Annotated in this window: 7 protein-coding genes; 3 read left to right on the forward strand and 4 right to left on the reverse strand. The window is 54.1% G+C overall.

Annotation, left to right across the window (positions count from 1 at the left end):
• Window positions 1–6 precede the first annotated feature (6 nt).
• From HMPREF2920_RS08385 to HMPREF2920_RS08395, 3 genes are all read right to left on the reverse strand, one after another.
• On the reverse strand, window positions 7–4,764 hold the full coding sequence (locus HMPREF2920_RS08385; RefSeq protein ID WP_083308241.1) for a DEAD/DEAH box helicase: 4,758 nt from the start codon (window positions 4,762–4,764) through the stop codon (window positions 7–9).
• Between the two features lie 12 nt (window positions 4,765–4,776).
• Complete coding sequence (locus HMPREF2920_RS08390) at window positions 4,777–8,424, reverse strand: hypothetical protein (protein WP_141750515.1); 3,648 nt, start codon at window positions 8,422–8,424, stop codon at window positions 4,777–4,779.
• A 228-nt stretch (window positions 8,425–8,652) separates the two neighbouring features.
• Window positions 8,653–9,633 carry an NUDIX hydrolase gene (locus HMPREF2920_RS08395; RefSeq protein WP_210386869.1) on the reverse strand — a complete coding sequence of 327 codons (981 nt, stop codon included), beginning with the start codon at window positions 9,631–9,633 and terminating at the stop codon, window positions 8,653–8,655.
• A gap of 112 nt (window positions 9,634–9,745) precedes the next feature.
• On the opposite strand from HMPREF2920_RS08395, the gene HMPREF2920_RS08400 reads away from it, so the two are divergent.
• Both HMPREF2920_RS08400 and HMPREF2920_RS08405 read left to right on the forward strand, forming a co-directional pair.
• Window positions 9,746–10,744 carry an NAD(P)H-dependent glycerol-3-phosphate dehydrogenase gene (locus tag HMPREF2920_RS08400; RefSeq protein ID WP_070601543.1) on the forward strand — a complete coding sequence of 333 codons (999 nt, stop codon included), beginning with the start codon at window positions 9,746–9,748 and terminating at the stop codon, window positions 10,742–10,744.
• A gap of 35 nt (window positions 10,745–10,779) precedes the next feature.
• Entirely contained in the window at window positions 10,780–11,883 is a 1,104-nt protein-coding gene (locus tag HMPREF2920_RS08405; protein WP_049171570.1) for a D-alanine--D-alanine ligase family protein, read from the forward strand.
• 10 nt (window positions 11,884–11,893) lie between these two features.
• On the opposite strand, the gene HMPREF2920_RS08410 is transcribed toward HMPREF2920_RS08405, so the two are convergent.
• The gene (locus tag HMPREF2920_RS08410; RefSeq protein ID WP_070429308.1) at window positions 11,894–12,874 is read right to left on the reverse strand and encodes a DUF3515 domain-containing protein; all 981 of its coding nucleotides are present in this window, start codon (window positions 12,872–12,874) and stop codon (window positions 11,894–11,896) included.
• A 111-nt stretch (window positions 12,875–12,985) separates the two neighbouring features.
• On the opposite strand from HMPREF2920_RS08410, the gene HMPREF2920_RS08415 reads away from it, so the two are divergent.
• Window positions 12,986–13,942 (forward strand): thiamine-phosphate kinase, encoded by a 957-nt coding sequence (locus HMPREF2920_RS08415; RefSeq protein WP_049171566.1) that lies wholly within the window; start codon window positions 12,986–12,988, stop codon window positions 13,940–13,942.
• Window positions 13,943–13,957 lie beyond the last annotated feature (15 nt).

Raw genomic sequence — 13,957 nt, forward strand, 5'->3', positions numbered from 1 at the left:
TGGGTGCTACGAGGTCAACGCCAGATTCCGTAGTACCTCTAGGGCATAGTCGCGGCGCAACTGATCATGGAAGCGCTGATTACTGTAGGAACGCAGACATGCGTAGCAAGAAGTATCAGCATCACATTCACAATCGGTGACACGTTTGATTGCGTTATCGAGGACTGCGGGGAAGTTAGCAACAATTTCCTTCGTGATTCCTGCACCGCCCGGCACGGCATCGAAGAGAACGAAATGTGGCTCGCCCCTCGACCACGAGACCGTGGCATCGATGTCATCGCGATTTAGCTCAAGCGTTACTGAAGCAGATTCCAATAGTGCATACATTGCCGAGTTCAGATGCGCCATTTCATAGTCCCGAAGTTGACTGCACTCGATGGTGGCGATGTCTGTTTGGTACAGATGCCCCAAAGCAACTGGGTCAGCGGTTCCAAAGCATTCCCGGTTAGTCCGAGGGTTCTTATGTTTTCCGCGACGGCTCTTTACTTCGGCGCCACAAGATTCACAAATAAGAAACCGCTGCTCATTGTTCTTGTTAATCACAAGAATCTGAGCTCGCTTGCGTGCAGACACCATCAAAGGGACCGCGCACGAAGTCTTGCATTCGAAAGAGTCCACAACCTCCATGTTGGTGTCAAGCACATACGATTCCCGAGACCAATAGTTCTTTGGCGCGCTCGTACTCACCGAACTGGTTTCTCGTGAAGCAACGAAACCAAAAATCGGTTGCAGGATTACCACCTGCTTCCTTGAATACGCGGAACCGCAACCGGGGCAGGTTGTACCTGCTTCAAAAGGCCGGTGCGACTGATAGTTGACTTCGTTGCAGACCGGGCAAACAAGTAGGTATCCCCGTGGCAGGCCTCGCCCAGGTAGGATTCTGACTCCGGCTGAGGTCCACAGTCGGCCCCCTGCAACCACTTGAGCACCGGGTGCGTAGTCACCGATTGCAAGTGACAAATCCCTATTTAAATGAATTGTGTGGCCATCAATATCTGAATTAAATGTATCGAGTTTTACACTGTCGACCGGGAACCCATACTTTGGTAGCAAGTTCCGGGACGCCATGAAACCGAGTGTCTCTTGATTTTCCAGAGTATTGATTGTGAAATCATACCTGCGGTGATTTTTACGCTGCTTAAAAGCGTCGAGACGAATCGCCTTTAGGTCGTCCCATTCCTGTCGAAGCGCATCCTCGACGACCTCAATTAATTCGAGGTATTCAGTGGTCCATCTACCGCCCGAAATTCCGATCTCATCCTTCAGCGAGGGAGGTACGATTCTTTCGAGTGCAGCCTGAACCTCTGCCGGTACTCCGTCGGCGAGGAAATCGGCCATGAGCTTGTAAAGAACTTCGTCCATGGAATCCTCTGGGAGGAAGAGCCCCTTGACCGTCCGCCATTGCCCCCATCGATTAGCATGCTTGCGTAGAAAAGCAGCGAAGAGCACTGAGTAACAGTGACGAGTAACAATGCGAGGGTTATCGATGCTGACATATGGGGTTCGCATGATGCCATCAATCATCTGCTCAGGGTGCTGATAAATTGACATATCATGGGCAGCTCGCCGCGCATAGGTCAAGACAAAGGCCGCTGAGCCAGCACGTCGTCCGGCCCGACCTGCACGCTGTACATAATTGGAGGTTCGGGGCGGCATATTTCGCATCATGACCGACTGCAGCTCACCGACGTCTACGCCTAGCTCAAAGGTTGTAGAACAGGAAAGGACATTAATCTTTCCTTCGATAAAATCATTTTGGATTTCAGCTGCCTTTTTGGGCTGCCACTGAGCCGTGTGCTCACTGGCCCTGAGCAATTGAATAGACATATTCCGTGCCAGCCAACGGAAGTAATGATTTTGGAATTCACTGGAAGTGGTGTTGAGCGGAGTCAGATTTCCGTCGCAAGAACGGTTTGGGCAAAGATCTGCACAATTATGGCAAGTAACCGTGCCGCATTTTGAACACTGATACCAGTCCGCATAGTTGCCATCCTGAACTACAACGGATGAGGCAGATATTCCCCTTGCTTGATTTTCCTCTGAGTATGGCAGCTGAACAAGAATGTTTTCTGCGATAAGATCTTTCCACAGTTCCGAAAGCACCATGGTCGCGACTTTTTGCAACTTTGATTCATCGGTGAGGATAGCAGCGAGATTACTGTTCTTTAGAGCTTTTTTGGTGAAAGCAAGCCGATAGTTATCTTTCCCGATCGCAGGGAACCACGAATAAATCTGCTTTTTATTGTCGCCTCCCGAATCGTGGCGGCATGCCCAACCTCCCCTTCTCGGCAAGAAGTGCTCATCACTAAACTCTGAACATCCAACAAGTTCAAGAGCACCCCGCAGACGTAAATCGCCTAACAGTAAATTGATAAATGCATGGCAATCGTTTGTGGTGCGGAAAATCTTTCGTAAAGCTCTATTACGACCTATAACGGCATCTAGTTTTTCCTGGTCAATGCTGTAGGCAGCTAGTGCAAGACCCTCGAGAGACAGGTTTCGCTCAATGCTAGTAGCCTCTCCGAATACCCAGTAACTGGCGTCTGTGTTTTTTCCATTGTGGTAGAGCTTCTTGTCTCGTGAGAGCAGGCTGGTTGCTTTAACCCATTGCAAAAGGGTGATGGGACCTTCGCTAGTCTGTTCAGCCAAAGCCGTGAGCAGAATTCGACGTTCAACATTTTTATTGAACATTCGCTCCAGATAAGGTGCTGCGAAGGCGGCAGCCTGGCGGGAATCGGAAAAGGTTAAAAGCTTTCGTCCTTGTCCGACAGCGGATTCTTTTCCGGGTGCTGCTGGCTGAAGCTGAAAAAGTGAGCTAGCAAGTGTGGCTGGGGCGAGATCTGCGTCCGTCAATAACCTAGATACTTGATTGTTCCGGCTAGAACCACAGTCAAGACAGCAGTCTAGGTCTTTTGTCGACTGGGTGGTTGAGTAGAACTTAACTGGGCGGATGGCGTGAGAACTGCAATCCGCATTGGCACAGCTGGAAAGCTCATCGTGGTAGATTTTCCCGCATCCAAAGCAAAGATAATTCGTGGTCTGAACCTGCGTTTCAGTAATATCCGTGCCTTCTTCGACAGAATCATCTTCGTTATACGAGACTGTCTCACTCTGTGGATTAAGCAGAGCCCAGTGGAATCCCTGGTTTGTCTTCTCGAAGCTCCCGGAAAGAAAAGTATCGCCGATAACTGTGCCCAAAAGATGGACTCCACCACATGTCTTACAAGTGGCCATCTCATACACAGGTCGGGACCCCATTGTTTTCTTTCGGCTCAGCGAAATTATTGGAGAGCCATCCTCTCGAAGACTGAGGAAGGCCCCTTCAGAAGCACGCACGAACATGTGGTAGCGAGCGCTGACTGCCGGTACTCCGCTGGCATCGACGGTTGTAGCACCGAGAGTCACCAATTTGTGCACTCGTTCCTGTGCTACCTCGATATTTGTGTCTGGCCAAAGGCGGTGCGCCAGCGCAGTTAAATCCTTTGACCCGTCCGCACAAAACTTACGCATGCTCACAATGTGAGCCTCGGTATTGAGAGCTTCGAATTCTGTGATACCTAGGTTACTAGCCTGAACTCGAAGCGCCTCTGCAAGGTCAGAGTTGGAGTTCTCTGAGTGGAAGAGAGAATCTTGGAGTGCCCAACTCTCGGTAACAGGCAGTGCTTTACGAGTTGCAGTTACCAAATCTTGTCGGTTCGGGTCGTCTTCGACGAACTCAAACGGTGCATCGAAAAGAGAAGATCCGAACTTCATTACTTCGGATTTCTCGCCCTGCAACGAAGCGGATGTGGCAATGCACTGGATTGATTGTGTTGGAGTCGAAACTCGATTTTTCAATCGGCGCAGAAGCATGCCGATTTCAGTTCCCTGAGCTCCGGCATAAACGTGAGCTTCATCCAGGACTATGAAGGACCAGGAATCTGCATGCACTCCGTCGAAGAATGCACTATCGGTCGGACGCAGTAGAAGGTATTCAAGCATCGCATAATTCGTGAGCAAGATATGCGGAGGAGTCTTCTGCATCTGGTCGCGGCTGATGAGTTCATTCGACAGCAACGGCTGATCGCGGTTGGTGTCCCTGAATAGATTTCGCGCGTCTTTCTCAGTTTGAGGGGTTTCACCGGTATAGCGTCCAAAAGTAATCTCTGGGGTTTCCGCCAAAAGCTCACGCAGTCGCTTGACTTGGTCATTTGCCAGCGCGTTCATCGGGTAGAGAAGTAATGCTCGGACGCCAGGTCGAAGTGTGCCTGCGTCACGTTCCCGCAGTAGGGAATCGAGGATTGGAATGAGAAAGCTCTCTGTCTTGCCGGAGCCAGTACCGGTGGAGACAATCAGATTTCTTCCGTCGCGAATCTTTTCAATTGCTGATTCCTGGTGCTGATACAGCGGACGGGACGCAGGTAGAGGTTTACCCAAGTTGGCCATTCCAGGAGATAGGACCCCTGAGCTAACCAAATCCGCAATTGTACGACCGGAAGCGTAGGGCGGGGTCAGCTCGATTAGAGGCCCCTTTGAAAGCGACGGGCTCTCGTCAACTGCCAGATGCAAGGCGTCGCGGATTGGTGCGCTTTTTGGGCGCAGGAGGGTCTTCAAAAATCGACGGTAGTCGTGGTCGATTAGCTTTGCCGCAGCGATTGGGTCGATGTTGCGTTTGGCAACTGCTTTTAGGCTTGCCGAATCTGTAATTGATTCTTCAACGATGGGAGTAGAGGATGCTGAGCCAGAGAGTTCGTCAAGCAGGCGCTCGAAATCTGATGTTGTCACTTTGCGTACTCCTTAGCGTGCAGTTACGAATCGTGCCTCGGCCCAGAGAAGGTCGTAGACAGTGAGAGTTGGAATGAGCCGAGCCATTTTTCCCCAAGCGAACAGATGCGCTTGAGAAAATATTTCGTCTGAACCGTCAGATAAGTGTGCACCAAATCGGCAGAAATCACTGAAGATAAAAGACACGAATGGTGCCCAAGCCCACCGTTGAACAGGGGTAATCGAATCGGGGTGCCCCGTGATTCCGGTCGCAAAATTGTACAGCAAATCTGCTCGCGATGAGGATTCAGAGTTCGTTAGCGTGTATCTGTGCTGTAGCGCAGTGCGAAGAAGGAATTCGAACTCTGGAATGCCTTCGAACTGTTTTCTATTTTCGACGAGTTCAGAAAAACCGTGGCGAAACGCTACGTTGTCTGCAGCTTTCCGCTTGCCTTCTGAATCCAGCAGTTTGGCGACAATACCGTCAAAATCATTGATTAAAAGATCAAGCTGGATGCTGTCGAAAATTTCTTTCAACTCGGCACACTGAAGGTTCTCCGACAGAGCTCCATCGTTGACAGCGCGATGTGCAAGCTCAAAGCCAGCGGCAGCTTCGACATAGCTGATGGACTCTTTAAGTTCCTTTTCGGAGATAGAATCTAGTTCTTCTCGCGAGCGGAGCTTGGCAATGTCATTTATCTCACCAAGAATGCCTGCCCATCTACTTGGATTGAATTCTCCCTGTGTCGATCCAGTTGCGTGAAAGTGGTGATTGATAAGGCCAAACTGAATCGCGAGAGACGGCTGAACAGCAGGGGCGACAGTACTGTGGCCTAGTCGCTCCAAGCTACTTCTCGGGTCACCGCTGATGGCGTGGTAGGCGCGTGTTAGCAGAGGAGCGGACGCTCCGTGGAGCTCACGGTATGAAAGGTTCCTGATAATGGCTAGCTGATCCCATGTCAGGTTCTTTTGGATGAAGCTGCGGTCAACCTGGGGAGAGCTGGCGACAAGCGCGTTTTGTGACGGAATTTTCGGAATTTCAGCACGGTAGCCAGTTTTACTGATAGAAAAATCGACGACGAGCGGTCCTGCTTTCCGCAGCTGCGCAGGAAGAAGCGCTTTCTGCTGCTTGATATCGAGTATCGCTGGTTCCTCATCAGGGGTGCGCATCTGCCAAACAATTGCCTGGACGTTATCGCTACTGCGAATTGGCGAGCTGAGGATGAGGTCCTTCGCCTGAACAAAAACACTTCCCGAATAGTTCGACGACGAAGCTGTAAACAGGGTCGATGCTAATGGAGAGGGATAGGTCCAGTCCCAATTGTCATACTTCTTTTTGAAGGTAGACCAGTATGCGACCCTGCGATCCTTCTGCGCGGCCTTGTATTTTTTGTAAGTAGTGTTCGGGCTCTCCGGATACCACTGGATTCCGACAACAATATCTTTGGCAGTATCGATTGCTTCCAAAATAGAGCTAACAGGTACTTCAAAGATGGTTCTGTTCCTGCGGATATCAGGAGTAAAACGCATAGCCTTGCCTGCACGTTGACCTCCTCTAGAGTGGAGGGATTCTGCCACGTAGACCTCAGCCTTGCCTGACATTGCGTACGGAAAACGAATCTTTAGCTTTCCCCCTGGACGAAGCTGACTTTTGCGAATAAGGCTCGGCCGAGAAACCCACTTCAATGGCTCGCCGGAGTTCTCAATTGCGTATTCAAGAGTATCGGGGATCACAACTGCTTTAAGCTCAAAACCCTCAGGGTTGGTGAGTGTAAAGGCCATTTGGCCTGCATCTGGCTTGATAGAACTAAAGCCATTGAAGTCGGCAACGGTCCTCTTATCTTCAGAACTTTCATAAGTGATGAAGACCTCGGTATTGCCATTGTCGTGAATGTTGGTCTGCGGGTATCGGTAAGAGCAACTGGTACTACTTCCGTACTTCAATCGAACGAAAGCCCCCTCCGCCATGTTGAAAGTGCGCCGTTCTTTCAGCGTGCCATGGTCGAAGAGATTGACTTCGTACTCACCGACCCAGGCATCTCTGTAGTAATCGGGAAATACGGCGATAGGCTCGCCTGTTGTCGAGGACAGCTCTTCGTTCTGTTCGATTACGGTTCGATCCCCGAGTGGAGAGCAGTAAACGAGCGACTTAGTCCAATTCGCATTCTCGCCGAAAGGTAGTTTGATCCGTGGCGATGAATAATAGACAGGTTGTCCATTCTGTCCGAAAACATTCTTCAAGGTTAAATCTTCGTCGAGCCATTCAACCTTATGACTGTTGTTACTCCGGATATGACGAGTAGTAAACGTGGACGTGGAGGAACGACTAAGCGTGAGAGTTCTTACCCCTGTGAGTTCCTCAAAGAGAAAGACCTTCCAACCAATCCAGTTATCGAAACTCCAGATTTCTGCAGGTGCTACGGGGGACGTGCTCGAATCGCTTGTAAACTCCACATCCTCCGGTGCTAATACCAGGAATTTCTTGGGTGAAATGACAGTTTGGTTCTGGAGAATTTCCGAATCGCTGCGAAGGAAAATAGCTGGAAACTCACCGTCATAAAGCCGAAGCGAATGGATGCTTCCATTTTCCGCGTTGTGGACTCGAATTGCAGCTGTCGGCTGGCTAATGGGGATAAGTGTTTCAATCCAACCATTAAGGGCGTAATCGTATTGTGGAGACACGGAGATATTGTCATAGCCCAGATCAACGTTCCACTTACACGCTTTGCCGTTGTCAGGAACAGCGGGCAACACCAAATCGATGGTTCCTAGGTCAGTGTCAATCTTGATGTAAGGAGCTGCTTGCGCCTTTTTGGCCGCAATAGGTTCCAGATTGTCAGTCTCTGGAGAATTGAGATATTCGCGGAGTTTTGAAAACAGCTTCTGGGGAAGTCCATTAGTGCCTTCAAACTCTGCGTTGTACCAATCATTGGTGACATTCGTCCAATGGACGTACTCGACAATGCGCGCGAACATGAATTCTGCAAGAGACGGCTTGAGCACAGACAGTCGGTGCAGTGTAGACGCATCTCTTGTAGCTGCATAGGTGCCGACGAGATGCTTTCCTTCTCGGTCACCGTCCTCGGGGTCGTCGTCATCTTCGAGGAGTTTGTTGGCATCGTCGATGACGCGGTGAAGCTCTGCTGTTGGGATGCCAGCATGTAGTAACGCTCGTTCGACGAATTTTCGGGAACCTAGATCTGTATTCTCGAATGATTCAAGGTGGCAGGAGTTCAGCCAATTATTCAGGTTCTTCCGAATGTGGTTTTCTACGATATCGGATCGTTCGTCAACGTTAATTAGTTGAAAGAAAACAGGCCAAAAAGAGCCTTCTCCGGTAATGTGCGCCCCTGCTGTCGCAAGGGCAGTAACTACTACATTTGGATACCGTGAGAGAAAGTGCCTAATCTCCTGGGCTTTGTCGCTTCTGCGCAGCCCATTGCCAAGCTCGAGGCAAATCCATTCCTGTTCTTCGGGAGTGAGGTTTGTTTCAAAGAACATGATGGGATGCTGGCAGTCGCAGACTGAGCTAATACGTTTTGTGATTAGCTCCTCTGCTTTCATCAAGCGTGCCGGTCCGGTGATTTCCCGTTGAGCAACTTCAGCGATGCTCAAATGTGCTTTAGCGTGACGGCCGCCAGTGGATTTTTCTGCATGCACCGAATTCTTGCCAGGGGGCATTTGTTAAAGACACCTCATAAAACTCGTACTCGATACGGGTTGTGTTCAGCGCCATGGCCACAGAGTGAACAGAGGTGTAATGAAAACCCGCTACCACATTAATCTGAACTAACCTGAACGCTGGTCAGTTGAAATTATCACGGGGAGCGGATTGATCAGATTTATTTAGTTAACGGGGGGAAACGTATGTTCGATAACGGCGGTGAGCGGGGGGATCCCCGCTGTAACCTACTTCACCGGCAGAGCAGAGGCGTAGTAATCAGCCGTGGTCATCACACCGTCGTTGAAGCCGAGTACCCAGGCTGAGCCCTTCTTGCACAGGATTTCCTCGTCGAAGGGCAGGGTGCCCTCAGCGGACCAAGCGGCTAACAGGTCAGGGATGGTGATGCCCTGAGAGCAGACCACGCTGACTCCGCCTAGCGCGATAATGTCCTCGAAGGCCTTCTTGGACTCGACCTGGTTGGCAATCCAGTGTTCGTCGCCAAGCCGTTCGTCGACTGTGACCTGCATTCCCAGCTCTGCGGCGAGTGGCGCGACGGTGTCCTGGCAACGCACGGGCTCGGCGGAGTAGATCCGCTCGGGGCGGAAGCCTTCCAGGGCAGAGACGAGCAGTTCCGCTTGACGACGTCCCTTCTTATCCAGTGGCCGCAGTGCATCATTGCCGTTCCAGTTGGTGCGACGGTGCGCACGCCCATGGCGAACCAGAATGAGACGGGTGTCCGGTTCCTTGTTCATGCGCTTGCGGGCCTTGACCAGCACGTCGCGGTCGAGGTCGTAGGACAGCAGCTCCTCGGCTTCGTCCCAGGAGACCCAACGAAGCTCGTTGACCTCGGAGTTCTGTTCGAATTCGCCGTCTAGAACCTCAGCGGTCCAGTACCAGACCAGCTTCGTTCGTCCGGCGACAGGGTAAGAGACGTTGCCGACGAGCTTGCCCAGACGGACGCGGTAGCCGGTCTCTTCCCAGATTTCGCGGACGGCGGTGGCAATGAGGTTCTCGCCGGCGTCGAGCTTGCCTTTCGGCAGCGACCAGTCGTCGTAGGAAGGACGGTGAATCACGCAGATTTCAGGGTTATGGACATCGCCGCGCCATAGAACCGCGCCGGCCGCGAAGGTCGGCTTGGTGACATCCTGACCTGGCTTCGTCGGAATCTGGCGCAGGCGACCGGTCACGGAGGTATCGCCCTTGAGGTCCTTGTCCTCTTCGTGCATCATCGTGAATTCCCTTTCAATCCTTTGTCGCCGACCTAGTTTAGTATCGCAGTGTGAGAACGTCTCGCTAGACTTGTTGGAGATTAGAGGCTAACGGAGGAAGGTCGCGGCGATGGTGCAAGTTTCAGTGATGGGTGCGGGCTCGTGGGGCACGACGCTCGCCAAGGTTTTTGCTGATGCGGGCAATCCTGTACGGCTGTGGTCGCGACGTGCGGAGCAGGCACAGCGTATTCAGATCAGCCGCGAAAACCACGACTACCTGCCTGGTCTGGGGCTGCCGCGCAACATCGAAGCCACCTCGGATGCAGAGGCCGCGCTGAAGGGCGCGGATGTGGTGGTGCTGGGCGTGCCCTCGCAGACTCTGCGTGACAACCTCAAGGTTTGGAAGGACTTCATCGGGCCGGAGACGATTCTGCTCAGCCTGGCCAAGGGTGTGGAGCGCGAGACACATCTGCGCATGAGTGAGGTCATTGCGGAGGTCACAGACCTGCCAGCAGAGCGTATTGCGGTGCTGTCCGGCCCGAACCTCGCCCGCGAGGTTGCGATGGAGCAGCCAGCGGCAACGGTCATTGCTTGCGCTGATGAGAACAATGCCAAGATGATTCAGGCGGCAGTTGCCACTAATTACTTCCGCCCGTACACCAACACCGATGTGATCGGCTGCGAAATCGGCGGTGCCTGCAAGAACGTCATTGCGTTGGCCTGCGGTATGGCCGCTGGTCAAGGATTGGGTGAGAACACGCTGGCAACCATTATCACCCGTGGCTTGGCGGAAATCACTCGTCTGGGTAGTGCCGTCGGCGCAGAAGATAAGACTTTCGCGGGATTGGCGGGCCTCGGTGACTTGGTGGCCACTTGTTCCTCGCCGCTGTCGCGTAACCGCACCTTCGGTGACCGTCTCGGTCGCGGTGACACGATGGAGCAGGCGCAGCACGCTACGCGCGGTCAGGTGGCTGAGGGTGTGATTTCTTCAATCTCGGTCCGTGACCTCGCTCGTCGCAATGGCGTGGAAATGCCAATTACTGAGGCCGTTTACGCCGTCTGCCACGAAGGCGCGAAGGTCGATGAGACAATTCGCAAGCTGATGGGGCGAAGCCGCAAGTCGGAGTAACCACTTCAACGAGGTCGGGGCTAAACTAAGTCACCATGACTTCGTCGAATAGCTCGTCTGCAGATCGCATTTCCGTCGCCGTCATCTACGGTGGCGCAAGCCCTGAGCACAGCGTCTCCTGTGTCTCGGCCGGCGCAATTATGGATCACCTGGATGAGGACCGCTTCCGAGTGGTTCCCATTGGTATTACCAAGGATGGTGTCTGGACCGTCGGGACGCGTGAGACGGATACGCTGCGCACACAGGGGCGTACGATGCCGGAGGTCATCCCGGGCGAGGAAGTTGCGCTGAGCACGTCGCCGTCACGCCGCGGTGAATTCCGCTTCGTCACCGGTGATCGCGCCGGCGAGGTTTTCGACACCGTCGACGTTATCTTCCCGGTCCTCCACGGTCCGCACGGCGAGGACGGCACGATTCAGGGGCTCTTTGAGCTTTCCGGCATTGCTTATGTCGGCCCGGGCGTGCTCGCTTCCGCTGCGGGAATGGATAAGGAACGCACGAAGAATCTCTTGCAGGCAGCGGGGCTTCCTATTGGCAAGCAGGTTGTTTTGCATGTTGGCGAGTCGCTTTCCGACGAGGACAAGGAGACCCTTGGCCTGCCGGTGTTCGTTAAACCTGCCCGTGGTGGATCGTCGATTGGCATTTCCCGCGTGGATGATTGGGCGAATCTGGATGCGGCGGTAGAGCTGGCCCGAGAGCACGACTGGAAGGTCATTGTAGAGGCCGGTGTAGACGGCGCCGAGGTGGAGATTGGCGTGCTGCAGCGCGCTGACGGCAGCCTTCAGGTCTCTGTCCCGTCCCTGCTGCGTGGCACGGAGGACTCCGACGAGGGCTTCTACGGTTTTGAGACCAAGTACTTGGATGATGTCGTCTCGGCGCAGATCCCGGCTGAGCTGCCGGAGGATGTTTTGAAGGCACTGGACACGGATGCTCGTCGGGCGTTCAGGGCACTAGGCTCTGATGGGCTGACTCGCGTGGACTTTTTTGTCACGGATAATGGCCCGATTATCAATGAGGTCAACACCATGCCGGGCTTTACCCCGATTTCGATGTACCCGCAGATGTTTGCGGCTTCCGGTGTTGCCTACGAGGAGCTGCTCAGCGCCCTGATTGAGCGGGCGCTGGTAGCTCGTCGATAGAAGTTGGTTCTTACTTTTCTTCGCTCGGCGAGATGTTCTCCAGGTTGTCCGCGATGACCGAGGAGAGCACCGGCATTAGTGAGCTGGCCTCCGACATCGGCATTTCAACGGCGACGAAGCGCTCCCGGCCCATGGCGTACCAGGTGGCGGAGGTACCGGAGGAAAGCGTTGGTTCGTTGAACCAGACAATGTCGCCAACCTGCGTCAGCTGCTGCGTGGTGGTGCTATAGCCAGCCGGCTCGTCGACACCACAGCGCAGCACCACCGGATCTGCTGGGGTGCCGCCCCAAATGACCATGTCCTTCGGCATGTCAGCCGGCATTTCCTCTGCGCTCAGACGGTGACGGTTGCCAAGCTCGCGGGGGAGGGCAGCCTCCAAGCCGCTGCAGCGCTTATCAGCTTCCGGAGCTGCCAGTTCTACCAGTGGGACGCCGCCGCGCTCCGGCTTGTTCTTGTACTCGGAGTCCGGGCGCAGCGCCTCGGCGAGGTCACTCAGGGCATCCTCCGCCTCTGCATTTCCTTCGGCGGTAATCGCAACAACCGGTTCGCGCCCGACGGTGAACCAAGTCGCCAAAGACTCGTCGGTACTGTCGACCACGCGCAGCCACGAAATGCCCTTGACCTCTTCGGTCTTAGCCAGTTCGTTGTACTGGCTAGGTACGTTCGCGCCACAGCGCAGCGTGATGCGGTCTTGTTCCAAGTTTCGGTACACAGCGGCGCCTTCTGGAGCCGGCTCTGCAATGTCGGCGCGAACCAGACCTGCGGCGCGATCTGGCAGTCGGTCGAGCAGTTCCGCACACTCGGGCGAGTCATTGGCGGGAAGCTCCGGATTGGAAATCGCGACTGGCTTTGTCGCCTGATTATCCTGGTAAATCTTTGCGGCAAAAATAATGCCGAGGATAGCGATAATGGCGATAGCGAGTGCGATGCCCGCGCGTGTCCGGCTACCCTTGGACTGAACTGTTTCTCCCGATGGGGGTGCGTCTACCATGGGCCTGATTCTACGTTGTCCGGTACCAACTCCAATTGGTTGGGGGCAATACCGAGACGGGTTCCGCTATTAACGGTTAACCATCGACTATTAGGAATGTGACTCGACACTGTGACTGAATTGACCATTGGCGATATTGGCGAGTTTGGGGTCATTGAGGCCATCCGGGCTATCGCCCCGTCGGCACGCAATGGCGACGATGCCGCCGTCTTGACGCAGACAACCCCCAACGCCCGTTTTGTCACTTCCACCGACATGTTGGTGGAAGGGCGCCACTTCCGCCTGGACTGGTCGACACCTCAGCAAGTTGGAGCTAAGGCCGCAGTACAGAATTTCGCCGATATCGAATCGATGGGTGCGCGTCCAACGGCCATGCTTTTCGCCATCTCAGCACCGTTGCATACTCCGGTGAGTGTGGTCACCGGTATCGCCGAGGGGTTGTGGCAGGAAGGCAAGCAATGTCCGGCGGAGCTCGTCGGTGGTGACATGGTCAGCGGAGATTCTCTGGTGATTTCCATCAGTGCGATGGGCGAACTCGGTGGGCTTGGGCGGCCGCTGCTGCGCTCAGCGGCACGCGCGGGGGATACGGTGATTGCGTCGGGACGCATCGGCTACTCTGCTGCGGGCCTTGCGCTGCTGCAGCACTGCGGAAGCCCGGCAAAGGTTCCGAGTGAGTTTGCGCAGCTGGTGGCAGCACACTGTACGCCCGAATTTGAATATCGCAGGGGTGCCACGGCGCGAGCCACAGGTGTGCGTTCACTGACGGACAATTCCGATGGACTGGTGGTGGATCTCCGCGCTATTGCGCAGGCCTCCAGGGTTACTTTGGAAGTTGACAGCAGTGCTATTGCGCCCGATGAGTTGCAGATTGCCGCTGGTGAATACCTGGGCATCGACCCGTGGGAGTGGGTGCTCACCGGAGGGGAGGACCATACACTGATCGGTTCGACGCCGGGGGAGCCTCCGACGGGGTTCCGCGCTATCGGTACGGTGTCGAAGGAAAAGTTCGATTCGGTGCTTATCGACGGCAAACCTCCTGCCCGCGATGCCGGTTGGGTTTCCTTTTAAGAGTTCGAAGAGGTT

This window comes from Corynebacterium sp. HMSC075F02 (genome assembly GCF_001838335.1).
GTDB classification, from domain to species: domain Bacteria; phylum Actinomycetota; class Actinomycetes; order Mycobacteriales; family Mycobacteriaceae; genus Corynebacterium; species Corynebacterium jeikeium_D.